Source organism: Pelagivirga sediminicola (assembly GCF_003072125.1).
In the GTDB taxonomy this organism is placed as follows: Bacteria; Pseudomonadota; Alphaproteobacteria; order Rhodobacterales; family Rhodobacteraceae; genus Roseovarius; species Roseovarius sediminicola.
Genome location: NZ_QCYH01000001.1, coordinates 655,322 through 681,472, shown reverse-complemented (window position 1 = coordinate 681,472; position 26,151 = coordinate 655,322). Strand labels below are relative to the sequence as shown.

At 66.0% G+C, this 26,151-nt stretch carries 23 protein-coding genes and 2 tRNA genes; 8 read left to right on the top strand and 17 right to left on the bottom strand.

Annotated features, from left to right (window positions below; all coding sequences use genetic code 11):
• The 4 genes from DC366_RS03185 (at position 1) to DC366_RS03170 (ending at position 4,462) form a co-directional block, all read left to right on the top strand.
• Complete coding sequence (locus DC366_RS03185) at positions 1-2,871, top strand: helicase-related protein (RefSeq protein ID WP_108690685.1); 2,871 nt, start codon at positions 1-3, stop codon at positions 2,869-2,871.
• Positions 2,868-3,275 carry an RNA-binding S4 domain-containing protein gene (locus DC366_RS03180; protein ID WP_243405017.1) on the top strand — a complete coding sequence of 136 codons (408 nt, stop codon included), beginning with the start codon at positions 2,868-2,870 and terminating at the stop codon, positions 3,273-3,275. The genes DC366_RS03185 and DC366_RS03180 overlap by 4 nt, the downstream gene beginning before the upstream one ends.
• 46 nt (positions 3,276-3,321) lie before the next feature.
• Positions 3,322-3,660 carry a ferredoxin FdxA gene (gene fdxA, locus DC366_RS03175; protein ID WP_108690684.1) on the top strand — a complete coding sequence of 113 codons (339 nt, stop codon included), beginning with the start codon at positions 3,322-3,324 and terminating at the stop codon, positions 3,658-3,660.
• Positions 3,661-3,952: 292 nt separating this feature from the next.
• Positions 3,953-4,462: a CarD family transcriptional regulator gene (locus tag DC366_RS03170; RefSeq protein ID WP_108690683.1), complete on the top strand. Its 510-nt coding sequence runs from the start codon at positions 3,953-3,955 to the stop codon at positions 4,460-4,462.
• Between the two features lie 60 nt (positions 4,463-4,522).
• On the opposite strand, the gene cobS is transcribed toward DC366_RS03170, so the two are convergent.
• The gene (gene cobS / locus DC366_RS03165; protein ID WP_108690682.1) at positions 4,523-5,266 is read right to left on the bottom strand and encodes an adenosylcobinamide-GDP ribazoletransferase; all 744 of its coding nucleotides are present in this window, start codon (positions 5,264-5,266) and stop codon (positions 4,523-4,525) included.
• A gap of 82 nt (positions 5,267-5,348) precedes the next feature.
• Here cobS and cobT point away from each other — a divergent pair, with 82 nt between their 5' ends.
• The gene (cobT, locus tag DC366_RS03160) at positions 5,349-6,365 is read left to right on the top strand and encodes a nicotinate-nucleotide--dimethylbenzimidazole phosphoribosyltransferase (protein WP_243405016.1); all 1,017 of its coding nucleotides are present in this window, start codon (positions 5,349-5,351) and stop codon (positions 6,363-6,365) included.
• A 7-nt stretch (positions 6,366-6,372) separates the two neighbouring features.
• On the opposite strand, the gene DC366_RS03155 is transcribed toward cobT, so the two are convergent.
• The 5 genes from DC366_RS03155 to DC366_RS19805 form a co-directional block, all read right to left on the bottom strand.
• Complete coding sequence (locus tag DC366_RS03155; RefSeq protein ID WP_108690681.1) at positions 6,373-8,271, bottom strand: monovalent cation:proton antiporter-2 (CPA2) family protein; 1,899 nt, start codon at positions 8,269-8,271, stop codon at positions 6,373-6,375.
• Positions 8,272-8,425: 154 nt separating this feature from the next.
• Entirely contained in the window at positions 8,426-11,239 is a 2,814-nt protein-coding gene (locus DC366_RS03150; RefSeq protein ID WP_108690680.1) for a hypothetical protein, read from the bottom strand.
• 253 nt (positions 11,240-11,492) lie between these two features.
• Complete coding sequence (locus DC366_RS03145; protein WP_108690853.1) at positions 11,493-12,770, bottom strand: O-acetylhomoserine aminocarboxypropyltransferase/cysteine synthase family protein; 1,278 nt, start codon at positions 12,768-12,770, stop codon at positions 11,493-11,495.
• Positions 12,771-12,880: 110 nt separating this feature from the next.
• Positions 12,881-13,885 (bottom strand): GT-B fold glycosyltransferase domain-containing protein, encoded by a 1,005-nt coding sequence (locus DC366_RS03140; RefSeq protein WP_108690679.1) that lies wholly within the window; start codon positions 13,883-13,885, stop codon positions 12,881-12,883.
• A gap of 123 nt (positions 13,886-14,008) precedes the next feature.
• Positions 14,009-14,092 (bottom strand) — tRNA-Tyr (locus DC366_RS19805).
• A gap of 152 nt (positions 14,093-14,244) precedes the next feature.
• On the opposite strand from DC366_RS19805, the gene rlmB reads away from it, so the two are divergent.
• The 3 genes from rlmB to DC366_RS03125 all read left to right on the top strand — a co-directional run bounded on the left by rlmB (position 14,245) and on the right by DC366_RS03125 (position 16,040).
• Complete coding sequence (rlmB, locus tag DC366_RS03135; RefSeq protein WP_108690678.1) at positions 14,245-15,027, top strand: 23S rRNA (guanosine(2251)-2'-O)-methyltransferase RlmB; 783 nt, start codon at positions 14,245-14,247, stop codon at positions 15,025-15,027.
• Positions 15,028-15,048: 21 nt separating this feature from the next.
• Positions 15,049-15,390, top strand: coding sequence for a hypothetical protein (locus DC366_RS03130; protein WP_108690677.1), 342 nt, complete (start codon positions 15,049-15,051; stop codon positions 15,388-15,390).
• A gap of 233 nt (positions 15,391-15,623) precedes the next feature.
• Entirely contained in the window at positions 15,624-16,040 is a 417-nt protein-coding gene (locus DC366_RS03125; protein WP_108690852.1) for a CoA-binding protein, read from the top strand.
• Positions 16,041-16,088: 48 nt separating this feature from the next.
• On the opposite strand, the gene DC366_RS03120 is transcribed toward DC366_RS03125, so the two are convergent.
• From DC366_RS03120 to DC366_RS03075, 11 genes are all read right to left on the bottom strand, one after another.
• Positions 16,089-16,379, bottom strand: a complete 291-nt coding sequence (locus tag DC366_RS03120; RefSeq protein WP_108690676.1) for a Dabb family protein — start codon at positions 16,377-16,379, stop codon at positions 16,089-16,091.
• 9 nt (positions 16,380-16,388) lie between these two features.
• On the bottom strand, positions 16,389-16,712 hold the full coding sequence (locus DC366_RS03115; protein WP_108690675.1) for a phosphoribosyl-ATP diphosphatase: 324 nt from the start codon (positions 16,710-16,712) through the stop codon (positions 16,389-16,391).
• Positions 16,709-17,473: an imidazole glycerol phosphate synthase subunit HisF gene (gene hisF, locus DC366_RS03110; protein ID WP_108690674.1), complete on the bottom strand. Its 765-nt coding sequence runs from the start codon at positions 17,471-17,473 to the stop codon at positions 16,709-16,711. Before hisF ends, DC366_RS03115 begins: the two co-directional genes overlap by 4 nt.
• The gene (locus DC366_RS19615) at positions 17,473-17,751 is read right to left on the bottom strand and encodes a hypothetical protein (RefSeq protein WP_133176163.1); all 279 of its coding nucleotides are present in this window, start codon (positions 17,749-17,751) and stop codon (positions 17,473-17,475) included. Before DC366_RS19615 ends, hisF begins: the two co-directional genes overlap by 1 nt.
• Positions 17,752-18,131: 380 nt before the next feature.
• A complete protein-coding gene (gene hisA, locus DC366_RS03105; protein ID WP_108690673.1) occupies positions 18,132-18,851 on the bottom strand; it encodes a 1-(5-phosphoribosyl)-5-[(5-phosphoribosylamino)methylideneamino]imidazole-4-carboxamide isomerase in 720 nt (239 codons plus the stop codon).
• 23 nt (positions 18,852-18,874) lie between these two features.
• Positions 18,875-19,513, bottom strand: a complete 639-nt coding sequence (gene hisH, locus DC366_RS03100; RefSeq protein WP_108690672.1) for an imidazole glycerol phosphate synthase subunit HisH — start codon at positions 19,511-19,513, stop codon at positions 18,875-18,877.
• Between the two features lie 4 nt (positions 19,514-19,517).
• Entirely contained in the window at positions 19,518-20,105 is a 588-nt protein-coding gene (gene hisB, locus DC366_RS03095; RefSeq protein WP_108690671.1) for an imidazoleglycerol-phosphate dehydratase HisB, read from the bottom strand.
• Positions 20,106-20,173: 68 nt separating this feature from the next.
• Entirely contained in the window at positions 20,174-21,073 is a 900-nt protein-coding gene (locus DC366_RS03090) for a NaeI family type II restriction endonuclease (RefSeq protein WP_108690670.1), read from the bottom strand.
• A 9-nt stretch (positions 21,074-21,082) separates the two neighbouring features.
• Positions 21,083-22,042, bottom strand: a complete 960-nt coding sequence (locus DC366_RS03085) for a DNA cytosine methyltransferase (protein ID WP_108690851.1) — start codon at positions 22,040-22,042, stop codon at positions 21,083-21,085.
• Positions 22,043-22,266: 224 nt separating this feature from the next.
• Positions 22,267-22,341 (bottom strand) — tRNA-Gly (locus DC366_RS03080).
• A 202-nt stretch (positions 22,342-22,543) separates the two neighbouring features.
• On the bottom strand, positions 22,544-25,984 hold the full coding sequence (locus DC366_RS03075; RefSeq protein ID WP_108690669.1) for a pyruvate carboxylase: 3,441 nt from the start codon (positions 25,982-25,984) through the stop codon (positions 22,544-22,546).
• Between the last annotated feature and the right edge of the window lie 167 nt (positions 25,985-26,151).

Genomic DNA, 26,151 nt, shown 5'->3' with positions numbered 1-26,151 from the left:
ATGGCCGATCAGCCACGGATCCTTGGGGTTCTGGGCCCTACCAACACCGGCAAGACGCATTTTGCGATCGAGAGGATGCTGGGCTACCGGACCGGAATCATCGGCCTTCCGCTGCGTCTGCTGGCGCGCGAGGTCTATGACAAGATCGTGCGCGCGCGCGGCCCGTCGGTGGTGGCGCTGGTCACGGGCGAGGAGCGCATCGTGCCGCCGCGCGTCAAATACTGGGTCTGCACCGTCGAGGCGATGCCCGAAGGCATCGGCGCCGATTTCGTGGCCATTGATGAGATTCAGCTTTGCGCCGATCCCGAGCGCGGTCATGTCTTTACCGACCGTCTTTTGCGGATGCGTGGCCTGCGCGAGACGCAGTTTCTGGGCGCGGCGACAATGAAGGGCCCGATCGCGGCGCTGGTGCCGGGCGTGGAGTTCGTTCCGCGGCAAAGAATGTCTCAGCTTATCTATTCAGGTCCGAAAAAGATAAGCAAGATGCCCGCGCGCAGCGCCATTGTCGGGTTTTCGGTTGATAATGTATATGCCATCGCCGAGGTGCTCCGGCGGCAGAAGGGCGGCGCGGCGGTCGTCATGGGTGCGCTTTCCCCGCGCACCCGCAATGCGCAGGTCGATCTCTATCAGAACGGCGACGTGGATTACCTGGTGGCGACGGACGCCATCGGCATGGGGCTCAACCTCGATATCGACCATGTCGCGTTCTCGTCGCTGACCAAGTTCGACGGCCGCCGCATGCGCCAGTTGATGCCCAACGAGCTGGCCCAGATCGCCGGGCGCGCGGGGCGGGGGATGAGCCACGGCACGTTCGGCGTCACCGGCGAGGCGCCCGAGCTGTCGCCCGACGTGGCCGAGGCGATCATGGAGCATCGCTTTGCCCCCATCCGCAAGTTGGAATGGCGCAATCCCGCGCTTCAGATGGGCACGACGGGCGCCTTGATCGCATCATTGGAGCAAAAACCGACCCATGATTTGCTGGTCCGCGCCGGGGATGCCGACGATCTGACGGCCCTGCGCACGCTTGCCGCGGCGCCCGACGTGCGCGCCCGCGCCACCGGCGGCGCGGCGGTCAAACTGCTCTGGGATGTGTGCCGCATCCCCGATTTTCGCGGGATCAGCCATGCCGAGCACGCGAACCTTCTCGAGACGATATTTTGCGACCTGCACGAGCTGGGCCGCATCCCCGACGATTGGCTGGCGCGACAAATCAAGCGCATCGATCGAACCGATGGCGACATTGATACGTTGTCCAAACGTCTGGCGTTTATCCGCACATGGACATATGTCGCCCAGCGAAATGGCTGGGTGGATGACGAAACGCATTGGCGCGGGGCGACGCGCGCTGTAGAAGACCGGTTGTCGGACGCGCTGCATGGGGCGCTGACGCAGAGATTTGTGGATCGGCGCACATCCGTGCTCCTGCGCCGGCTCAAGCAGAAGGAAGCCATCGTGGCAGAGGTTAACGACACAGGTGAAGTGACGGTAGACGGCGAATTCGTCGGCCGTCTTGACGGGTTCCGCTTTGTTCAGGACAAGGCCGCGAGCGGGCAGGAGGCCAAGACGCTGTCACAGGCCAGCGTGTCGGCCCTGGCTCCGCATTTCAACCTGCGCGCGGACCGTTTCTACAACGCGCCCGACACCGAGATCGATTTTACCGAACAAGGCGGCCTCATGTGGGGCAAGGACGCGGTGGGCAAGCTGGTGGCGGGCTCCGATCCGCTCAAGCCCGGCGTCAAGGCCTTCGTCGATGACGAGGCGGGCGCCGATGTGGCCCAGAAGGTCGAGCGGCGTTTGCAGCATTTCATCGACCGCAAGATCGCGACCCTGTTCGAGCCGCTGCTCAACATCGGCCGGGACGAAACGCTGACCGGCCTTGCGCGCGGCTTCGGTTTTCGTCTGGTCGAGACGATGGGCATCATCCCCCGCGGCGATGTCGCCGATGAGGTCAAATCGCTGGAGCAGGACGCGCGCGGCGCGCTGCGCAAACATGGCGTGCGCTTTGGACAGTTCACCATCTTCATGCCGCTTCTGCTGAAGCCTGCCGCGACGCGGCTGCGCCTTGTTTTGTGGGCGCTGGCGAACGGCATGGACGATTTCCCCGAGGCACCGCCGCCCGGTCTGGTCACGGTGCCCGCCGCGCGGATGCCGCAGGGTTATTACACGATGGCAGGCTACCGCGCCGCCGGTGCGCGCGCGATCCGCATCGACATGCTGGAGCGTCTGGCCGACATGCTGCGCGCCGAGGACAGCCGCAGCGGATTCGAGGCCAAGGCAGACATGCTGTCGATCACCGGCATGACGCTGGAGCAGTTCGCGGATCTGATGACGGGCCTTGGCTACAAGGCCGAGCGCGGCGAGCGGGTCAAGATCAAGCCCACCGATCAGATCATGGATGAGGCGCCCGGTCAGGAGACCCCGCCGGAGACCGTCGAAGATGTGGTTGACCAGATCGAGGCCGAAGGCATGGCGCCGATCGCCGAGACACCCGAGCCTGAGGCGGAGATCCCCGCTGAAATCCCGGAAATGAGCGAAACCGAGGTTGCGCCCGGCACGCCCGCCGATCCGATCGCCCCCTCGACCGAGCCGGAGGTCTATTATGTCTTCACCTGGGCCGGTCGCGCGCGCCGGTCCCCTGCGGCCGATGGACGCGGCGGCGAGGGGCAGGGCCGTGGCAAGCCCGCTGAAGGGCGCGGCAAGCCGCGGGCCAAGGGCAAGGGCAAACCCCAGGGCGAGCGCGGCGGCAAGGATCGCGGAGCCAAGCAGGCCGGGGCAAAAAGCCACAGCGCCGGGCCCGCGCCCAAAAAGGACAGGATCGATCCGGACAATCCGTTCGCCGCGGCCCTCATGGGCCTCAAGAACGACAAGTGAAGACCGCGCCCCAAGTCGTTGACGAGGTGGAGAAAATCCGCCTAGACAAGTGGCTTTGGCAGGCGCGGTTCTTCAAGACACGCGGGCTGGCCGCTGCCGTGGTCAAGGGCGGGCACCTGCGTGTGAACAGCAACCGCGCGGGCAAGGCATCGCAACTGGTGCGGCCGGGGGATGTGCTGACATTCCCGCAATCGCGCGTGGTTCGGGTGGTGCGCATCGTCGCCATCGGCACGCGGCGCGGCCCCGCGCCCGAGGCGCAGGCGCTTTATGACGATCTGACGCCGCCGCCGGAGCCGCAGGACACGACGTTCGTTGCGCAGGCTCCGCGGTTCGAGGGCAAAGGCAGGCCGACGAAGCGCGACCGCCGCAAACTGGACCGCAATGTGGCCGATGCGCTTGAATGATCCGGGGGGGTGGATTAAGTCTCGCGCAACCATTCGAGAGGCTGACATGACCTATATCGTCACCGATAACTGCATCGCCTGCAAATACACCGACTGCGTCGAGGTATGTCCGGTCGATTGTTTTTACGAGGGCGAAAACATGCTGGTCATCCATCCCGACGAGTGCATTGATTGCGGCGTCTGCGAGCCGGAATGCCCCGCCGACGCGATCCGCCCCGACACCGAGCCGGACATGGAAGGCTGGGTCGAGTTCAACCGCAAATACTCGGAAATGTGGCCTGTGATCGTCGCCAAGATCGACGAGTTGCCAGAGGCGCAGGAACGTGATGGTGAGCCCGGCAAGCTTGAGAAATACTTTTCCGAGGCGCCCGGCAAGGGCAGCTGACGGCGCTGATTCGGGGGTGACGCCGCCGCCCGATGGGGCGCGGCGCGCCAAATTGCTCATGTAACATTGGCAAAGGCGAGCGATTTGCGCCCTTGTGCGAGCGGCCTTCCAGAAGGGCCTGTTTTATGGTATGCTGCGCAGGAATGTAACGCCATGCCCGCTGCCCATTTTCCCCTGCCACCGCTTGGGAATGGGTGGTTTTGTGTCACGACACCGCGACAGATCGCCACCGGCCTTGAGCCGGGGCAATGCCGCGTTGTTTCAGGCATTCGGGCCGGGGAAAGGAAAAGCAATGAGCAAGTCCAGAAAAGCCGAATTCAGCCCCAATGATTTCGTTGTCTATCCCGCGCATGGGGTGGGCCGGATCGTGTCGATCGAAAGCCAGGAAATCGCCGGGATCGAGCTGGAGCTGTTCGTCATCTCCTTCGAGAAGGACAAGATGACGCTGCGCGTGCCCACCCACAAGGCGACGGAGATCGGCATGCGCTCGCTGTCCAGCCCGGACACCGTGACCAAGGCGATGACCACGCTCAAGGGCAAGGCCAAGGCGAAAAAGGCCATGTGGTCGCGCCGCGCGCAGGAATACGAGCAAAAGATCAACTCGGGCGATCTGATCGCCATCGCCGAGGTCGTGCGCGATCTGCACCGCACCGACGACCAGCGCGAGCAGAGCTATTCGGAGCGCCAGCTTTACGAGGCCGCGCTGGAGCGTCTGACGCGCGAAGTGGCCGCTGTCAGCGGCGACGACGAGGTGCAGGCCGCCAAGCAGGTTGGCGATGTGCTGATCTCGCGCGCGGCCTGATCGCGTGGCAATTTAACCGGGGGCCGTATCCTGTTGAGGGTGCGGCCTTTTTCTCGGGCTTCAGGCGATGATGGACAGCAGCACTGCAATCTCGGCCACTTGCTGCGCGGCGCCCAGGATATCACCCGTCTGACCGCCGATCTTCGCCTGCGCGATCCAGCCGACGGCGATGGTGGCGATCAGCGCCCAGAGGATAGCGCCGATCCCCGACCAGCCCAGCAGGACCACCGCGGCGATCGCGGCCACGCCTACCGCCCAGCCGACGATCCGCCAGGCCGGACGGCCCACCCCGTGCGACAGGCCCGCGCCGCGCGCATGGGGCAGTGCCCGCATCAGCGCGGGCAAGGCGGCGCGCGACAATGCCGCCGCGACGATGATCGCGGCCAGCGCATTCCCATGCTGGAACAGCAGCCACAGCGCCGCCCAGCGGGCCGAGAGCGACAGGATCAATGCGATCACGCCGAACGCGCCGATATGGCTGTCCTTCATGATCTCCAGCCGCCGCGCGCGGGTCCAGCCGCCCCAAAGCCCGTCGACACTGTCCGCCAGACCATCCTCATGCATGGCGCCGGTCAGCGCGATCTGTGTGGTCAGCGTGACCAGCGCCGCCAGGGGCGCGGGCAGGCCCGCCCAGAGCGTGATCAACCCGGCACAGCCCGCGATCAGGCCGATGACCATTCCGGCCAGCGGATAGGCCCATGCCGCCACAGCGCCGCGCGGCGCGGCGCCGAAGGCGGGCAGGCGGGTCAGCAATCCCAGCGCGGCAGGGATGTCGCCAAGGGCGGGAGCGTCGTTTTTTCGCATGGAAACTGGCCTTTTGGGGATGCGGCGGCGGTGTCTTGAGGGCATATACCCCCATGACGCTCATTTGCAAACGGGGGATGACGTGCCGGGTGAGTTTGAAACGCTGGACGATGTCGCGGCCCTTCTGCAAGACCTTCCCGCGCCCGATCCTGCCACGCTGGCGGCGGCAGAGGCGCGCGATCTGGATCTGACGAAACCGCCCGGCGCTCTGGGCCGCCTGGAGCAGATCGCGCGCTGGTATTGCGGCTGGCGCGGGGATCCGCGCGCGCGGGTGACGGCCCCGCAGGTCATCGTGTTCGCGGGCAATCACGGCGTCACGGCGCAGGGCGTTTCGGCCTTTCCACCCGAAGTGACGGCGCAGATGGTGGCCAATTTCCGCGCAGGCGGGGCGGCTGTGAACCAGCTTGCCGAGCAATTTGGCGCGCGAATGGACGTGCATGCGCTGGATCTGGACCATCCGACGGCCGATTTCACCGAGGCGCCCGCGATGGACCGCGCGGCGTTTCTGGCGGCGCTGCGCGCGGGCTGGGACGCGGTCGATCCCGGCGCGGATCTGCTCGTGACCGGCGAGATGGGCATCGGCAACACGACCGCCGCCTCGGCCATCGCCCACGCGCTATGGGGCGGGCAGGCGGGCGACTGGACCGGCACGGGAACGGGCATCGATGCCACGGGGCTGGCGGTCAAGGCGCGGGTGGTGGCCGACGGGGCGCGCTGCCACGCGGGCATCCTCGACCAGCCGCTTGAGGTTCTGCGCTGTCTGGGCGGGCGCGAGCTGGCGGCGATTGCGGGCGCGATCCTGCGGGCGCGGCACCTGCGCGTTCCGGTCATCCTGGACGGGTTCATCTGCACCGCGGCGGCGGCCTGCCTTGAGGCGCATCAGCCCGGCGCGCTCGATCATTGCATCGCGGGGCATGTCAGCGCCGAGCCGGGGCATGTCCTGGCGCTGGCAAGGCTGGACAAGGCGCCGCTGCTGGACCTCGGGATGCGCCTTGGCGAAGGGTCAGGCGCGGCGCTGGCGATCCCGATCGTGCAGGGGGCGCTGGCCTGCCATAGCGGCATGGCAACCTTTGCCGAGGCCGGCGTGACGGGCGGCTGAGCGGGCCTCAGGCGCTCTGGCGGTCGTCGTCGCCGGATTCCTCAAGCTGGGACAGCAGCATCGTCTCAAGCTCTTCCTCCAGCTCGCGGGCGCGCGCGATGTAGGCCGCATTTTCGACCGTCGGGATATCGGGATCCCACAGCGCCGCCAATTCGCGCACGGAATGGCGGTCATGACGATAGAAGGTCTGCTGCAGCTCGGCGGCCTCGAACTCGCCAACGCCCATGTTTTCCAGCACGTAGCGCCCGGCGCGCAGGGACGAATCGAACATCTCGCGCACGATATCGTTGGCGCCGGCCTGAAACAGGCGAAAGACCTGCGTGCGGTCGCGCGCCCGCGCGATGATGTGCAGATCGGGCTGCTCGCGCCGGGCGAATGTCACAAGGCGCACGGCTGCGTCCGGATCGTCCAGCGCCGCAACCAGAATCTTGGCATCCTTGAGGCCCGCCGCATGCAGCATTTCGGGGCGGGTCGGATCGCCGAAGAACCCCTTGACGCCGAACCGGCGCATCCGCTGGATCGCCGCCAGATCGTGATCCAGCACCACCGTTTCATAGCCCGAGGACCGCACCAGCCGGTTCACCACTTGGCCGAACCGGCCGATGCCGACGATGATGATGCGGGCCTGCTCGTCCACGTCGTCATGCTCCAGAGCCTCGCCCGCCTCTTCCATCCGGTTCGACAACCAGTCGTAGAAGATGAACAACAGCGGCGTGATCATCATCGACATCGCGACGATCAGCAGCAGCATTTCGGTCATGTCGCCCGGCACCACGTTCTGTTGGCCCGAAAACGAGATCAGCACGAAGCCGAATTCCCCGGCCTGCGCCAGCGACAGCGTGAACAGCCACAGATCGCGCCCGCGCAGCTCGAACATGCGGCCCAGAAGGTAAAGCACCGCGCCCTTGGCCACGATGATCGCCAGCGCGAGGCCCAGCACGAGGAAGGGCGAGCCGAAAAGCAGGTTGAAATTGATGCCGGCGCCGACGGTGATGAAAAACAGGCCCAGAAGCAGGCCCTTGAACGGCTCGATATCGCTTTCCAGCTCGTGGCGGAATTCGCTGTTGGCCAGAACCACCCCGGCAAGGAATGCGCCAAGGGCGGGCGACAGCCCCACCAGATACATCACGAAGCTGATGCCGCAGACGATAAGCAGCGCCAGCGCGGTATACATCTCGCGCAGGCGCGCCACGTGGATATAGCGAAAGACCGGGCGCGTGAGGTAGATGCCGGTCAGGATGATTGCGCCGACCGCGGCCAGCGTGACCAGCGTGACGCCCCAGCCCGGCAGGCCCGCGACCAGCGACATGCCCGCCTCGCCATGGCTGCCGGGGGTGTCGATCAGCCCCGGCTCGGCCGGGTCCGTCGCCTCCAGCACGCGCGAGCGCCCGCCCGACATCGCCAGGAGCGGCAAGAGCGCCAGCATCGGAATGACCGCGATGTCCTGCGTCAGCAGCACCGAAAACGCCGATCTGCCGCCCTTGGTCTGCATCAGGCCCTTTTCCGAAAGCGTTTGCAGCACGATGGCGGTCGAAGACAGCGCAAAGATCAGGCCCACGGCGAGCCCCACGCTCCATGTATGGCCCAGCAGCATCACCCCGGCCATGATGACCAGCGTGGTCAGCACCACCTGCAGGCCCCCCAGACCCAGCAGGCGATGACGCATGTCCCACAGCGCCCGCGGCTCCAGTTCGAGGCCGATGAGGAACAGCATCATCACGACGCCGAATTCGGCGAAATGCTGAAGCTCGGCGGTTTCCTGGCCGACAAGGCCAAGCGCCGGCCCGATCAGGATACCCGCCATCAGGTATCCCAGCACCGATCCCAGCCCCAGCCGGGCGGCGATGGGCACGGCGATCACGGCAGCGGCAAGGTAGATCGAGGCCTGGTAGAGAAAGCCTTGCATCTATGGGTGATCCTTCAAATCGGCGGGCGGCAGGGCGGGGGCGGGCGGACGCAAGGCCCGAAATCTGGAATGACAAGCATAGTGGCAGATCTGAATGTATCAACGGATGATCATGCCGGCAGCGCAGACGATTTGCGCGCGCTGCGCCCTCGCATCAGCCCTGCGGTATGCGCAACACCACGTTCTTGCCGCGCTTGATATAGCGCAGCTCGCTGTCGCCGATGGCCGCCACCTGTCCGCCGTCCAGCGCATCGCCGACCTTGACCTTCTGGTAGCGGCCATTGCCCAGACGCACCAGCGCCCGCCGGCTGGCCGAGCTGCCATAGACGCCGATCAGATTGACTTGCCGCAGCTTGATGGCGTTTTTCTGGGTCGCCTGTTGGGCGACCGACGCGCTGGAGGGGATCGCGGGTTGCATACGCTGCGCCGTTGGAACGGGCTGCGCTGCAGCGCGTTCGCGGGTGCGCTGGACACGCTCGCCGAAATCGCCGGGCCTGCGCAGCGGCGTCAGCGATGCGGTCACGGCCTGCTCGGTCGCGTCCGCAAAATCGCCGCCGCCTCCGTCGGCCTCCTCTTCGGGGTCGGTCGCGGCGGCGGTGGTCGCTACGGTCAGCGCACGGGTCAGCGACGCGCCATCGACAAGCGGTGCGGCGGCCTCGCCCTGCGCGCTTTGCAGCGTGGCCGCGGCGGCGCTCATCCGGGCCGGGCGCAGTTGCGGGCGCAGCGCGGCCAGGGACGCGGCGCCTGCCGCCTCGGTGATGCGCGTCTCCTCGGCGCCGTCCGTCGCGGTATTCTCGCCGTCCTCGCGGGTTTCGGGCGCCGGTTGGGATGGCTCGACACCATCTGCGACAATGCTCTGCGGGCGCAGGCGCGGGCGGATATCGGCAAGCGCCGGATCGCCGACAAAGCTGGCACCGGCGGGCAGTTCAGGCTCGGCGGTGGAGGGGGTGGTGGTGACGGTGACCGATTGCGCCATCTCCTTGGGCGGCGTCATCGGCGGGCGGCCCGCGACGATGCGCACGCCCTGCGGCGTCACCGTGCCCTGCGGCGAGGCACGCACGAAGCCGCGATCGTCGAATTCGTATCGGGTGCCGGCCGGGGGCGGATCGATCGGCGTTTCGGGGCGGGTGTCGCGGGCGTCGGGTGTGCGGCGGGGCAAATCCTCCGGATCGCCAAGGCTGAGGCCGGGATCGACGGAGACTGCATAAAGATCGTCCAGCGGCGCGCCGGCGCTGGGAATTTCGGGGGATGTGGGCGCCATCTGCCAGATGCCGGTCGCAGCATAGCGCGCCAATGCCTCGCTGGGGGCCAGCGGCGCCGGCAGATCCGGCAGCGCCTCGACATCAGGCCGCGCGCCCTGCCGCTCGGCGGGCTGCTGCAGATCGCCGGGCAGGGCGGCGATGGCGTCCCCTTCGACCGGGTCTTCGGTGCCGGGCAGGGGCGCGACGCCTGCATCCTCCTGCCCGGTTTCCTCTGGCGCGGCCTCGTCCGAGACGGGCACATCGGCCAGCCTGATCTCATCGCCGCTGCCAAAGAACCGCGCCAGCCCGTCCTCCAGGAAAATCGACGCCCAGGCCGCGACACCGACAAGGAAAAGCAGCAGCAGCGCCGTCAGGATCAGGCCCAGAAAGCGCGGCTTGCCGCGCACTTCGCTCTGGCGCGCGCCAAACACCGTCATGCGCTGGCGCTCATCCTCGCGCGGCGAGGGGGCGCCGCGTGGCCGTTTCGGCGCGTCCTTGGGCGGGCGCGGCGCGGTGAGGCGGCCCAGCAAGCCGGGGCTTTTCTCGGCAGGGGCCGGATCGGCGCGCGCCTCTTCGGCGGCGTCGCGGTCCAGCCGCTCCTCGGGATCGGGCATCAGGCTGGCGGCAAGCTCGGCCAGACGGGCGGGGTCGGCGACTTCATCGCTGCCGGGGCTGGGCAGCGAGGGCGCGGCGCCCGTGGCGGCGGTGTCGGCGCCGCCAAGACGGCTGAGGCGCGGCTCGCCCACCAAGGGCGGTGTGGCGCGGCCGGTATCGCCGCCGCGCGTCGCCCGGATCGAGCTGAAGGACATGCCGGTCCCGGCGGTTTCTGCCTTTGGCTTGTCCTTGGGCGTCTTCGGATCCGCCGTGTGTGCTGCTGCCGCAGGCGCCTTGGGCTCAGCGGGCGCAGGCGGCGCGCCTTTGGTCGGCGCGGGGGGGCTGGCGGATGCGGTGCTGGCGGGTGCAGGTTTGGCGGGCGCGGGCTTGACGGGGTCCGGCGCGGCAGGGCTGCTTTTCCTGGGCGCGGGCGGCGCGTCGGCAACGGCCTGAGTGGCGGCGCCGGCCACCGGCGCGTCAGGGGCATCTGCCGAACCCTTGGCGGGCGCGCTTTTGCCGGCCGCCGGCTCCTCGGGCACCTTGGCGCGCTCGGACGCGGCAGGCTTGGGCGCAGGCGCAGGCTTCGCCGGGGGGATCTCTGCGTCGCCAGTGACGCGAATCGGCTTGTCGTCCCGCGCGACCATGGCGCCGTCCGGCAGGATCTCGGCGGCGCGGCGTGTCACGCCGAAAAACGGCTCGCCTCGGAAAGCGCCTTTCTCCGGGATCGCGGCAAAGCTGACGCCGTCAAAGCCGTGCTCGGTCGCGAATGTCTCGGCCTCGGACAGCGTTTCCAGCGCAACGGCGGCAATCTGGATCACGCCATCCGACGCGGTCCAGTCATATTCCAGCTCGTCCACGGAATAGGGCGTCGCGCCGTCCAGCGCGGCGCGCACCGCCGCTTCGGGATCGCCCTCGGCCTCGATCGACAGGTATTTGATCTGATCGTTCGGGATCACCAGCTTGCAGGCGGGATCGCCGGGCAGACGGCGCGCGCGGCTCTGAAGGGTGGCAAAGGCCGCGGCCAGATCGGCCGAATCGAACGGAACGCGCCCTACACGCGTCCAGCCCTGCTCGCCGCGATAGAGCAGGCTGGCGCCGTCTTCGGATAAAGTCAGTGCAAAATTCGGTTTCATCAGATGTCTTTAGCACCCAAATATCTACTGCGGGAGTCATCGCCGCGCATTGGCCAATCCTATAGCAGGTTCATGCCGAGGAAAAGCCAAAGCCCACTGGCGGGGCTGGATGCTGGCAAACGCACAAGGGCGGCGCGTGGCGGCGCCGCCCTGTCTGGCAAGGGTGTTGGCGATGTCCTAAAGCGCCTCGCCTTTAACCCGAGCCATCAGCTAGAGGCGAAACGCGCGCCACCCTTACATGTCGAGAAACTCCTTAGCCCGCTTTCTTCAGCGCCTGATCGAGATCGGCGATCAGGTCATCGGCCGTCTCGATCCCGATCGAGATGCGCACGACTTCGGGGCCCGACCCCGCGGCCTTCTGCTGCTCTTCGGTCAGCTGCCGGTGGGTGGTGGAGGCGGGGTGGATCACCAGGCTGCGCGTGTCGCCAAGGTTGGCCACGTGGCTGAACAGCTCCAGCGCATCGACGAACTTGACGCAGGCATCATAGCCGCCCTTCAGCGAGACGGTGAACAGCCCGCTGGCGCCCTTGGGGCAGACCTTGGCCATGCGCGCGTTATAGGGCGAGCTTTCGAGGCCGGCATAGGTCACGGCGGACACGGCGTCATGACGCTCCAGCCATTCGGCGATCTTCTGGGCGTTCCCGCAATGACGCTCCATGCGCAGCGACAGCGTCTCGATCCCCATCAGCGTGTAATGCGCCGCCTGCGGGTTCAGCGTCATGCCCAGATCGCGCAGGCCGATGGCGATGCCGTGGAAGGTAAAGGCCAGCGGGCCGAAGGTCTCGTGAAACTTCGTGCCGTGATAGGCCGGCTCGGGCTGGGACAGCGACGGGAACTTGTCTGAGGCGGACCAGTCGAACTTGCCCGAATCGACCACGGCGCCGCCCATGACCGTGCCGTTGCCGGTCAGGTATTTCGTCATCGAATGAACCACCAGCGTCGCCCCATGCTCGATCGGGCGGCACAGATAGGGGGTGGCGGTGGTGTTGTCGACGATCAGCGGCAGACCGGCCTTGTCCGTCACATCCGCGATGGCGCGCAGATCGGCGATATGCCCGCCGGGGTTGGCGATGGATTCGCAGAACACCGCGCGCGTGTCGTCATCGATGGCATTCGCGATGGCGTCCATATCGTCGATATCGACGAATTTCGCGGACCAGCCAAAGCGCTTGATCGTCTGGCTGAACTGCGTGATCGATCCACCATAAAGCCGGGTCGAGACGACCACGTTCTGCCCCGGACCCATCAGCGGGAACAGCGCCATGATCTGCGCCGCATGCCCCGTCGAGCAGCAGACGGCGCCCGCGCCGCCCTCCAGCGCCGCGATCCGGTCCTGAAGCGCGGCAACCGTCGGATTGGTCAGGCGCGAATAGATGAAGCCGACCTCCTCCAGGTTGAAGAGCTTGGCCGCGTGGTCCGCATCGCGAAAGCAATAGGCGGTGGTCTGATAGATCGGGATCTGGCGCGCGCCGGTGGCCGGATCAGGCTTGGCGCCCGCGTGGACCTGCAATGTGTCAAAGCCGAGTGTCATGGAATGTCCCTCCAGGATGTGCATTTGCGCGAATGTGTAGGGGATGATGCCGGTTTCGGCAACGATCATGCGGTGCAGGATGATTATGAGGGGCGCGCCGGGCTGGCACGCTACCGCATCCAGAACCCGTTGCGTTTGATGGTGTTGCGGATCGCCTGCTCGCGGCGCGGCAGATCGGATTGGTCGAACAGCGCGCGCACCTTCATGCCGCGCCCCTGATAGACCATCCGCTTGATCGGCTCGTATTCCTTCAGCACCTTCTTTACCCGGTTGTTTGCCGTGATATGGTGCAGCGCCTCGACCACGTGATCGTCCTCGCGGGCGTAAAGCAGCGGCAGCAGGCGGTAGTGGCAGCTCACGGCGCCGTCCAGATATCCCGCGGGCAAGGTATCCCGCCCGCCGCCGAGCGCATGGATGACCAGCGGCAAGGCGACCTGGTCCAGCCACGGATCAAGCTCCTGACAGATCAGCGCATCGGGCGGGTCATCGCGAATGGCAAGCGCAGTCTCCAGAAACCGCGCGCCAAAGACGTGCGGGCACTGGTAATAGAAAAAACCGGCGTTGAAATAGAGATGCCGCTTCCAGTATTCGGCAGGCTGCGACGGATCGAGCGACGTATCGTAATCCAGTCCGAACTTGTCATAAAGCGACTTCCAGATGTCGCCATAGCCCGGCCCGTAAAGCTCGGGCCGCGGCCAGGTCCCCTCGCGCCGCAGCGACGCGGAGGGGCGCGCGAAATCGAAGGGCACCGCGGCCAGATCGCCGGTGATCAGCGTGTCGGTATCGAAAAAGACAAAGGGCTGATCCGCGGGCAGGGCGGCCAGCGCCTCGATCTTGTTGCCGTAGGGATAGCTATGGCCGAAATGGCGGCTCTCGAAGGGCAGGATCTCGGCGCCCAGCTCTTCCAGCATGGCGCGCGTGTCGGCCCCTTGGATGCGCGGATCATTCGGCCACAGGGGGCCGGGCTGCGGCTCGGCCACGAAGAGGCGGCCGCCGAAATCCGGGCTATAGGTGCGCAGGCTGAGGCAGAACAGCAGCGCCTCGTATTGCAGGCGCCCGCCCTGAGCGACGATCATCACGTTGAAATCGGGGCGCTGTGCGGCTTGGGTGGCCATGATGTTCCTGCTTTGACGGGCGTTTTTTGGGGGTACTATAGGCCGCCGGGCGTCCGGGCAGAAGGGAAAGATGCCGCCAATTCGGTCGGATCTGCGCGCCACTTAGCAAGGGGGGATGCGAAGTGGTGGGCGACCCAGGAATCGAACCTGGCGTGCGTCTCCGCGAGGGAGTTACAGTCCCCTGCCACACCTTGCGGCCTGTCGCCCACTTCGCCGGGCGCGTGAGCGCCGGACGTGCGCCGCTGATTACTAGCGCGCCCGCCAAGCGTCAACCGCAAAAAACCCTGCCCTGAAATCGGCTTGCGCGCGGGCGGCTTGCGGCGCATCTTGCACGGCCAAAGCCACGGGATGGACGCAGCATGAAGAAACCGAAATGGGTGGTGGAAAAGGAGCAGGCCAAGAAGGTGGCGGCGGCTGAAACCGTGTGGCTGTTCGGGCTGCATGCGGTGCGCGATGCGCTGATGAACCCCGCCCGCGAAAAGCTGCGCCTGATCGTGACGCTCAATGCGCGCAACAAGCTGGAGGAGGCGATCGCGGCCTCCGGCATGACGCCCGAAGAGGTCGATCCGCGCAAGTTTACCGCGCCGCTCGATCCCGGATCGGTGCATCAGGGCGCCGCGCTGGAGGTCCGTCCGCTCGATTGGGGCGATCTGGAGACGCTGGCGATGGGCGGCGGGGACCGTGCGCCGCGCCTGATCTTGCTGGACCGCGTGACCGATCCGCACAACGTGGGCGCGATCCTGCGCTCGGCCGAGGTGTTCGGCGCCTCGGCGGTGATCGCCCCGCGCCACCATTCCGCGCCCGAAACCGGCGCACTGGCGAAAACCGCCAGCGGCGCGCTGGAGCGGCAACCCTACAAGCAGGTGCGTAACCTGTCCGACGCGATCCGCGATCTGCAGAAGATGGGTTATATCGTGTTGGGCCTTGATGGCGAGGCGGATCAGACCATCGCCGAGGCCCTGGAGGGGCGACGCGACCGTCCGGTCGCGCTGGTGCTGGGGGCCGAGGGGCCGGGCCTGCGCGCGAAAACCCGCGAGACCTGCGACAAATTGGTGAAAATTCCGTATTTCGGCGCATTCGGGTCGCTCAACGTCTCAAATGCGGCGGCGGTGGCCCTATATGCCTCTCAGACGCCGGAGTGATCGGCGGGGCAAAGAGGTTTGATGCACAAGATCGCCACATGCTGTTATTGCGGAACGCGCGCGGCGCTGGTCCTGCGCGGGCAGGGGCGGCACGAGCTGTCCTGCGCTGCCTGCGGCGCGCCCCTGCACGAGATGAAGGCGATCCCCCAGCCGCGCGCGAAAAGCGCGCCGCGCCCGTCCTGCGCCGGAGTGGCGCGGCCGGGGCGCCCGGCGCGCAAGTCCAAACCACCGGCGCCCAAGCCATCGCGGGCGCGCCATGCCGAACCCGAGTACGGGGACCGGCGCCGCCGCAAACCGCGCAAACCCCTGCTGCGCAAGGCGCTTGAGGAAATCTGGGACGTGGTCGAGGATATTTTCGACTGACCCGCCGCGCCGCCCCAATCACAGCGCGATCACAGCTCTATTACCGCCCTTTCAAACCGGAAAATGGCACCTATCTTGTATGACAGAGGCGCCGATGCGGAACTTCGGTGTCTTCTTTCACTGTCCCTCGTTCCGTGACTGGCGCCCAGGGTTTTCTCCTTGGGCGCTTTTTTCTTTGGGCGGCACTGCGCGCCGTGCTTGCACCCGCTGCGCAATGCCGCGATGGTGGCGCCATGACACAAGATAGCAAGATCAAAGAGATCCTCACGCGCACGCGCCGCATCGCGCTGGTCGGCGCATCGGCCAACCCGTCGCGACCCAGCCATCGGGTGATGAATTTCCTGCTGAAGGCGGGGTATGAGGTGGTGCCGGTCAATCCGGGCCTTGCAGGGCAGACGCTGCTGGGCCAGCCGGTCGTCGCCAAGCTGGGTGACATCGCGGGCGATATCGACATGATTGACATTTTCCGCCAGTCCGACCATGTGCCCGAAATCGTGGACGAGGCACTGGCCCGTTTCCCGCAGCTCGGCACCATCTGGATGCAGATCGGCGTGGTCCATGAGGAGGCCGCCGAAACCGCACGGGCGCGCGGCGTCGATGTGGTGATGAACCGCTGCCCCGCGATCGAGTATCCGAGGCTGATCTCCTGACATCGCGGCTGGGCGGCCATTGAAAATTCGCGAATTTTCTTCGCGGCCTCAGCCGGCGTGGAAATCCGCGGCGATGCGCATCTCGCGCATGGGGCGCACATGGGCCGTGCAGGCGGCATAGGTCGGATGCGCCTTGAAGGCGGCCAGCGCAGCCTCGTCCCTGAACTCGGCATAGACCACCAGATCGGGCGCCTCGGCGCTGATCGTGTCGGTCTGCAGGTTGCGGCCCACCTCGAAATGATCGGCGTGCGGGATCTGCGCCAGCATCATCAGACCCTCGCGCACCGTGTCGACGGACTGGCCCTCGGCGGCCGAAAAGAAAACCACGTGACGGATCATACCTGCCTCTCAATCGCGGCCGCGCTGATCGCGCGCGGCCTTTTCCGCAAGGCCCGACCGGCCCTGCCGCTCGTCCAGCACCGCCATGACATCGGCCAGCGCCACGCCGCGCGAGTGCAGCATGACCAGAAGGTGAAAGAGCACATCCGCCGCCTCGCGGGTCAGCGCCGCGCGGTCGTCCCTGACCGCCTCGATGATCGCCTCGATGGCCTCTTCGCCGAACTTCTCGGCGCATTTTTCGGGGCCTTTCGCCAGCAGTTTCGCGGTCCAACTGCCCTCGGGGTCCGCGCCTGCGCGCTGTGCAATAATGGCGGCCAGATCGTCCAGCGTCATCGTCCCATCCTCATAGGAATGCCGGCCCCCTGCATATGGGCCTTGGCCTCGCCGATCGTGAACTCGCCAAAGTGAAAGATCGACGCGGCCAGCACCGCGCTTGCGCCGCCCTCGCGCACGCCTTCCACCAGATGATCCAGCGTGCCGACGCCGCCCGACGCGATGACGGGGATATCCACCGCATCGCTGATCGCGCGCGTTAGCGGCAGGTTGAAGCCTGCGCGCGTGCCGTCCCGGTCCATCGAGGTCAGCAGGATCTCGCCCGCGCCCTTCGCCGCTACCACCCGTGCAAATTCAACCGCGTCGATGCCCGTCGCCTTGCGTCCGCCATGGGTGAAAATCTCCCACTTGCCGGGGGAGACCGTCTTGGCGTCGATGGCGACGACAATGCACTGGCTGCCGAACTGGTCGGATGCGGCGCGCACCACGTCCGGATCGGCGACGGCGGCGGAGTTGAAGCTGACCTTGTCCGCACCCGCGAGCAGCAGGGCGCGGACATCGGCGGGCGTGCGCACGCCCCCGCCCACGGTCAGCGGGATGTAGCATTGCTCGGCGGTGCGGCGCACGACGTCGAACATGGTGCCGCGATTCTCATGCGTGGCGTGGATATCCAGAAAGCACAGCTCGTCCGCGCCCGCCGCGTCATAGGCGCGCGCGGCATCCACCGGATCGCCCGCATCGCGCAGATCGACAAAGTTGACGCCCTTGACCACGCGGCCATCGGCCACGTCAAGGCAGGGGATGATACGGGTTTTCAGCATCAGAATGGCCTTTTACTTGCAATTTCACGGCCAACAGCTACCGGTAGATACCCGCTACTTTTATCGGCTTCGAATTCAACAGCGATAAAGTTAAGACCCTTGCAGCTATCTTGTATTGTTTTAGAAACCTGCTGGCTGGTAGCGTTCGTGTCGACAAGCAGCGTGTTCGGGAACAATGTCATCCAATTCTTCAAAATGAGTTTATCATCAAGAATTTTTGCCATTTGCAAGGAATCAATCACACTTGCGTCAAACGAAACTAATATAAAGTCACTCATCTTGGTTGCCTCCTCTAGCTAGCTGAGGAGAGTCTATGTCCATCATTTTGAGATCATTTGGGTCGGTAATTTCGCCACTCTGCTTCGACATTAGATGTAGTTGCTGTGATCTGATAAGGTATTCTTCAGATTGGAGTCTGTTAGGGTCACAGAGAGCAAAATAAGCATAGCTGACTAATGCGAAGAATAGTGGCAGTATCATCAGCACAGCGAAAACAATTTGGACAATTGAACTCGGCGCAAAGAGAAGTCCGGTTGCACCAGTTGGGACCATTATTGCGCAAAGCCAAAGCAAAGGACTCAGAATGTTCTGGACGCGAATGGTCCCGGCGCGATCTTGGATACTCAGTAGATGTTTCACTGCTTCTTTCACAGTTATGCTAGTAAAGTGTTTTTAGAGCTGAGGCCAGATCCAGCGCCCCGTCATAAAGCGCGCGACCCGAAATGGCCCCGTTCAGCGGCGCGCCACAATCGCGCAGGGCAATCAGATCGGCCAGCGAACTGACACCGCCGGACGCAATCACGGGGATGCTGACGGCATTGGCCAGCGCCGCTGTCGCCTCGATATTCGGGCCCTGCATGGCGCCGTCCCGCTCGATATCGGTGTAGATGATCGCGGCAACGCCCGCGTCCTCGAAACTGCGGGCAAGGTCGGTGGCGTCAACGTCCGTCTCCTCGGCCCAGCCTTTGGTGGCGACGCGGCCCGCCCTCGCGTCAATGCCGACCGCGACCTGTCCGGGAAAGGCGCGCGCCGCCTCGCGCACCAGCGCGGGGTTCTCGACCGCCACGGTGCCGAGGATGACGCGGGCCAGCCCCTTGGACAGCCAGCCCTCGATCGTGGCCATGTCGCGGATGCCGCCGCCCAGCTGGGCAGGCACGCGGCAGCGCTTCAGGATCTCCTCGACGGGGGCCGCGTTGACCGGCGCGCCGGCGAAAGCGCCGTTCAGATCCACCAGATGAAGCCATTCGCAGCCCGCCGCGACAAACGCTTCGGCCTGCGCCGCCGGGTCATCGTTGAAGACGGTGGCGGCATCCATCTCGCCGCGCAGAAGGCGCACGGCCTGGCCGTCCTTGAGGTCGATGGCGGGGTAGAGGATCATGGCGTAACCTATTGGTAAAAGGATCAGGGCATCCAGCGCAGGAAATTGGCGATCATGGCAAGCCCCGTGGCCTGGCTTTTCTCGGGGTGGAACTGCGTGCCGATCAGGTTGTCGCGCCCCACCACGGCGGTGACGCGCCCGCCATACTCGGCATGCGCCAGCAGGTGCGCGGGATCGTCCACATGAAACTGGTAGGAATGGACGAAATAGGCGTGATGGCCCGTCTCGACCCCCTCGAATACCGGGTGCGGTCGGTCCAGCACCAGATCGTTCCAGCCCATATGCGGCACCTTGAGGCTACTATCCGAAGGCTCGATCAGGCCCACCGTGCCGTCGATCCAGTCGAAACCGGCCGTCTCGCCATGCTCCAGCCCGCGGGTGGCCAGCATCTGCATGCCGATGCAGATGCCCATGAAGGGGCGGGCGCGGTCCAGCACCGCCTCGCGCATCGCCTCGAACAGGCCGCGATGATCGTAAAGCTGCGCGCGGCAGGCGGCGAAGGCCCCGTCGCCGGGCAGAACGACGCGGTCGGCGCGGCGCACCGTGTCGGGGTCGGAGGTGACGATCACCTCGCCCGCGCCGCCCTCGCGCGCCATGCGCTGAAACGCCTTCTCGGCGGAGTGCAAATTGCCGCTTTCATAATCGACGATGACGGTGCGCATCGGCCTAGAGCGTTCCCTTGGTGGACGGGATCGCGTCACCCTTGCGCGGGTCCGTCTCGACCGCGTCGCGCAGGGCGCGCGCCACGGATTTGAACGCGGCCTCGGCCATGTGGTGGCTGTTGATCCCGTGCAGCGCATCGACATGAAGTGTCATGCCTGAATGCGTTGAAAAGGCTTGGAAAAACTCGCGCACCAGTTCGGTGTCGAACGTGCCGATCTTCGCGGTGGGAAGCTCCATGTTCCACACCAGAAACGGGCGGCCCGACAAGTCCAGCGCGGCGCGCACCAGCGCGTCGTCCATCGGCAGAAGACAGGCGCCATAGCGGCGGATGCCGCGCTTGTCACCCAGGGCTTGCGCCAAAGCCTGACCCAGCGCGATGCCCACATCCTCGACCGTGTGGTGATCATCGATATGCAGATCGCCCTCGCAGGCAATCTTCATGTCGATCAGCGCATGGCGCGCCAGCTGGTCCAGCATGTGATCGAAAAACCCCACGCCGGTCTGGTTGTCATAGCTGCCGGTGCCGTCCAGTGCGATGGTCACGCTGATATCGGTCTCGGCGGTCTTGCGGGTGATGGTGGCGCTGCGCATGTCGCTCTCCGGGGTGCAATCTGAGGCGCTTATAGGCAGATCGCGCCGCGCCGCCAAGGGGGCGAGGGTCAGTTTGCGCCGCCTGGTGCGATCCCGTGCCGCGCGGCCAACCCGGCCTGCGCCTCGGATCGGGGGCGGTGGGAAATGAACTCGGCCGCGGTGCAGGCCCGCAGCCCCAGTGCGGCGATCAGGGCCGCGTCATACTGGCCCGACAGCAGCAGGATCCCCTCGCGCGCCAGATGATCGCGGGTGCCGCGCCCGTTATCGGCGCGGATGCGGCGCATGAAATCGCGCTGCTGCGCCACCGCCTCGACCACGTCGCGCCCGATCGGGCGGCCCTGCACCTCGCGGAAGAGCGCGGCCATGCGCGCGTTGCCCGACCCCGCCCCGAAGATGCGCGCCACGGCGTCCGCAGGCACCGTGCGCCAGAAATTGCGCGCATATGGCTCCTGCGCCAGCAGCCACAGGATATCGGCAAAGCCTGCGGCGGAAATGTTGCGCTTGGCATCCTTGTTTTGCCCCTCGGTCAGGTATTCGGCGCGCGCCACGATCAGCCCCAGATGGCAGACCGCGCGCGCCTCGTCCGCGGCGACAAGGATGCAAGGATGCCCGACCGCCTCGGTCGGGATCATCCAGTTGCCGCCCATCGTGTGCTTGATATCAACGTCATGGCCGAGGATCACGGTATCGAGCCGCCCCTTCGGCAGCCCCAGAAGCGCGCGCAGCTCGATCTCGACGCGGGTGCCGATATAGGTCTTTTCGGTCTTTTCAAGCTCGTCATAGCTGCGCCGCCCGGTCTTGGCGGTCATCAGAACATCATCGACACAGCCGCGCAGCATGGCGCCGATCGCGGCGGCCAGCGTATCGGCGCCGCCCGCCCGCGCGGTGATATCGGCGGCAATCGCGCTCAGCAGGGCGTGATCGGGATGGCCCGGCGCGATGCGGCTATCGGGCAGGGTGCGCTTCATGCGCGGGCGCTAACCGGCGACGGCGTGCAGCATCCGCTTGCGCAGCGCGGCGGATATCTGCGCCGATACGGCCTGCGCGACGGGCGGGGGGAAGGCATTGCCGACCTGGCGATAGGCGTTGGTCTTGGCCCCGGTGAAGTGCCAGTCATCGGGGAACCCCTGGATGCGCGCGACCATGGGCACGGTCAGGCGCGGCATGCCGTTATGGCCGGGCAAAGGCGCCTCTGGCGCGATGGTGCGCCCCTCGACGCCCAGCGTGGCCCAGGCGGCGCGCGCGCGCGTTGGGCCCAGATCCGGCCCGCCATGCTTTTTCGAGCCGCCGACGATGGTCGGCGCGATCTCGTCCGCCCTGGCGGCCCAGTCATCGGCGCCGCGCCAGCCATTCGCGCCCATCAGGTCGCGCAGCGTCTCGCCCACGGTGGGCGGATTGTGCGGGTTCGGCTCGGGCCAGCCGAAAAGATCGGCGCGCGCCTTTTCCACCGCCACGATCACCACGCGGGGGCGCAGCTGCGGCACGCCGAAATCGGAGGCGTTCAGCAGGCGCCAGTCTGTCTCATAGCCCAGCCGGGCCAGCTGGGTCTTCAGCTTCTCGCGGTAGTCGTGAAAGACGGCATCGAGAAAGCCGCGCACATTCTCGATCATCACCGCGCGCGGGCGCGCCGCGTCGACGATATCGAGCGCGTCGTTGAAAAGATTGCGCTCGTCGCGCTCGCCCAGTTGCTTGCCCGCGACTGAAAAGGGCGGGCAGGGCAGCCCGCCGGCCAGAAGGTCGATGCCGCGATAATCGCCTGCGCGCTCCTTGAACAGGCGCATGTCCTCCTCCAGCACGTTCCAGCCGGGGCGATTATGGCGCAACGTGGCGCAGCAATGCTTGTCGATTTCCACAAGGGCGGTATGCGCGAATCCCGCAGCCTCAAGGCCCAGTGCCTGACCGCCGGCACCGGCGCATAATTCTACGGATGTCAGCATCTGGCGCGCCCCTTTTTCCCTATAGAACCCAGTCCGCGGGGCAAGATCAAGGCGCGCGCGCCAGGTTCGCCCCGTTCTCATTTCGTTCTATCAAGGCAAAGTGCATTGGGCAACCCGCCCCGGCGTTTGCCGCGCGGCCCCGAAAAGCAGAAAGGCCGCCCGAAGGCGGCCTTGTCTATCAGAACCGTGGGTGGCGGTCCGAAGCAAGTCAGCCTTGCTTCAATTGGAGCGGGCGAGGCGATTCGAACGCCCGACCCTAACCTTGGCAAGGTTATGCTCTACCCCTGAGCTACGCCCGCACCGATTGAGGCGGATGTACAAATTCCGCACCGGGGCTGCAAGGGCAAATTTCCCCAAATGATGAAAAAGATGCGCCTTTGCAGAAACCGTGTGCCTTGCCGCGCGGAAACTGCGCAGCTAGCGGCGCCGGTGGGGTCCGGCGCGCGCTCTTTCATCTTTCCCGAAATAGCCGGCCAAGGCAGGCGCCGCCGCGCACCGGGCCTACTCCAATTCGATCAGCAGATCCTTTGCGTCGATCTGGCCGCCGGGGACGACGTGCACGGCTTTGACCACCGTGTCGCGCTCGGCATACAGCCCGGTTTCCATCTTCATCGCCTCGACGGTCATCAGCAGATCGTTGGCTTTCACCTCGGTCCCGACGCTGACGGCCACGCTGGCCACGACGCCGGGCATCGGCGCGCCGATATGGCACGGATTGCCCGGCTCGGCCTTGGGGCGGGCCGCCGTCGCGGCGGTGACGGCGCGGTTGGGCACGCGGATCACGCGGGGCTGGCCGTTCAGCTCGAAAAAGACGCGCACCTGCCCGTCGTCGCCGGTCTCGCCCACGGCCTGCAGGCGGATCTCCAGCGTCTTGCCGGGGTCGATTTCGGCGGTGATCTCTTCGCGCGGCTCCATCCCGTAGAAGAACGTGCGTGTCGGCAACACCCGGACCGGGCCATAGATTCGATGGCGGCCCATGTAGTCCAGAAAGACCTTGGGATACATCAGATACCCGTTCAGATCCTCGTCATCGACGGGTTTGCCCTCCATCAGCGCCACCAGTTCGGCGCGCGTGGCCTCCAGATCGACCGGGGCCAGATGCGCGCCCGGCCGGTCGGTGATCGGCGCCTCGCCCTTCAGCGCCTTTTTCACCAGCTTCGCAGGAAAACCGCCCGGCGGCTGGCCGAGGTTGCCGCGCAGCATATCGATCACCGAATCGGGGAAGGAGATGTCGCGGTCCGGGTCCTCGACCTCGGCGCGGCTGAGGCCCTGGCTGACCATCATCAGCGCCATGTCGCCCACCACCTTGGAGGACGGCGTGACCTTGACGATATCGCCGAACATCTGGTTCACGTCGGCATAGGTCTGCGCCACCTCCGGCCAGCGATCCTCCAGCCCCATCGAACGCGCCTGCGCCTTGAGGTTGGTGAACTGCCCGCCCGGCATCTCGTGCAGATAAACCTCCGAGGAGGGGGCCTGCATCGACGATTCGAACGCGGCATAATGCGCGCGCACCGCATCCCAGTAGTCCGAGATCTCGCGCACGGCGCCGATGTCGATGCCGGTGTCGCGGTCCGTATGCGCCAGCGCCTCGACGACCGAGCCGAGCGTCGCCTGCGAGGTGTTGCCCGACAGCGCGTCCATCGCGCAATCGACGGCGTCGACGCCTGCATCGGCGGCGGCAAGGATGGTGGCGCAGGCGATGCCGGCGGTGTCATGGGTGTGGAAGTGGATGGGCAGGCCGACCTCTTCCTTCAGCGCGCGGATCAGGACGCGGGCGGCGGCGGGTTTCAGCAGCCCGGCCATGTCCTTGAGGCCCAGCACATGCGCGCCTGCGGCCTCCAGATCGCGGGCCATGCCGACATAATATTTCAGGTCATACTTGGCGCGGTCGGGGTTCAGGATGTCCCCGGTGTAGCAGATCGAGCCTTCGCAGACCTTGTTCGCCTCGACGACCGCATCCATGGCGACGCGCATGTTCTCAACCCAGTTGAGCGAATCGAACACGCGGAAGACATCAACGCCGGTCTTGGCGGCCTGGCGCACGAATTCCTGCACCACGTTGTCGGGATAGTTGGTATAGCCCACCCCGTTCGAGGCGCGCAGCAGCATCTGCGTCATCACGTTCGGCATATGGCTGCGCAGATCGCGCAGGCGCTGCCACGGACATTCCTGCAAGAAGCGGTAGGCGACATCGAAGGTCGCGCCGCCCCAGCATTCGACGCTGAAAAGCTGTGGCAGATGCGCGGCATAGGCGGGCGCGACGCGTATCATGTCGCGGCTGCGCATGCGCGTGGCCAGAAGGGACTGGTGCCCGTCGCGCATGGTGGTGTCGGTGATCAGCAGCCGCTTTTGCTTTTTCATCCAGTCGGCGACGGCCTCGGGACCCTTTTGCTCCAGCAGGTTGCGGGTGCCCATCTGCGCCTCGCGCCGGGGTTTGGGCGGGCGGGGATCCTTGAGATCCGCGCGCGGCAGCGGGCGGTCCTTGACCTCGGGATGCCCGTTCACGGTGATGTCCGCGATATAGGTCAGCACCTTGGTCCCGCGGTCGCGTCGGCTGCGGAAGGTGAAGAGCTCGGGCGTCTCGTCGATGAACTTGGTGGTGTATTTGTTGTTCAGAAACGTGGGGTGCTTCAGCAGGTTCTCGACGAAGGCGATATTGGTGGAAACGCCGCGGATGCGGAACTCTCGCAGGGCGCGGTCCATGCGGGCGATGGCGGCTTCGGGCGTCTGCGCGTGTGCCGTCACCTTGACCAGCAGGCTGTCATAGAACCGCGTGATGACGCCGCCCGAATAGGCGGTGCCGCCGTCAAGGCGGATGCCCATGCCGGTGGCCTCGCGGAACGCGGTGATGCGGCCGTAATCGGGGATGAAGTTGTTCTGCGGATCCTCTGTCGTGATCCGGGTCTGGAGCGCGTGGCCGTGCAGCTGGATCTCGTCCTGCGACGCCTTGCGCGTCGCCTCGGCCAGCGTCTTGCCCTCGGCGATCTTGATCTGCGCCTGCACGATGTCGATGCCGGTGACTTCCTCGGTCACGGTATGTTCGACCTGCACCCGGGGGTTCACCTCGATGAAGTGGAATTTCTGCGTGTCCATGTCCATCAGGAACTCGACCGTGCCGGCGCATTCGTAATTGACGTGCTTGCAGATCTTGTAGCCCAGCTCGCACACCTCGGCGCGCTGCTCCTCGGTCAGGTAGGGGGCCGGAGCGCGTTCGACGACCTTCTGGTTACGGCGCTGGACGCTGCAATCGCGCTCGTAGAGGTGATACATGTTGCCATGCTTGTCGCCGAGGATCTGCACCTCGACGTGCCGGGCGCGCAGGATCATCTTTTCCAGATACCCCTCGCCACTGCCGAAGGCCGCCTGCGCCTCGCGGCGGCCCTCCAGCACCTTTTCCTCCAGCTCTTCGGGCTTGTTGATGGGGCGCATCCCGCGCCCGCCGCCGCCCCAGGACGCCTTGAGCATCAGGGGATAGCCGATCGCCTCGGCCTCGGCGCGGATCTTGTCCATGTCGGTGCCCAGCACCTCGGTCGCGGGGATGACGGGAACGCCCGCCTCGATGGCGACGCGGCGCGCGCTGGCCTTGTCGCCCAGCTCGCGCATGGTTTTTGCCTGCGGGCCGATGAAGGTGATGTTGTTCGCGGCGCAGGCATCGACGAAATCGGGATTCTCCGACAGCAGGCCATAGCCGGGGTGGATCGCGTCGGCGCCCGATTCGCGCGCGACGCGGATGATCTCGTCAATGCTCAGGTAAGCCGCTACGGGGCCCAGCCCCTCGCCGATGCGATACGCCTCATCGGCCTTGAAGCGGTGCAGGCCCAGCTTGTCCTCTTCGGCAAAGACGGCGACGGTTTTCTTGCCCATTTCGTTGGCGGCGCGCATGATGCGGATGGCGATCTCGCCGCGGTTGGCGATCAGGATCTTCTTGAATTCGGTCATGGCGCTGTGTCCCTGTTGATCCGTGGCAAGCTGCCTTGCCTTGCTTGGTGTCGTTTCGTGCCGCGCGAGAGTGCGGATTGCCGCGGTGCAGCGCAACCTGTCTGGGGACTTTGTAAGATTCGCGGCGCGCTTACGCAACGAATACGCCGCCAAACCCACCCCTTTGC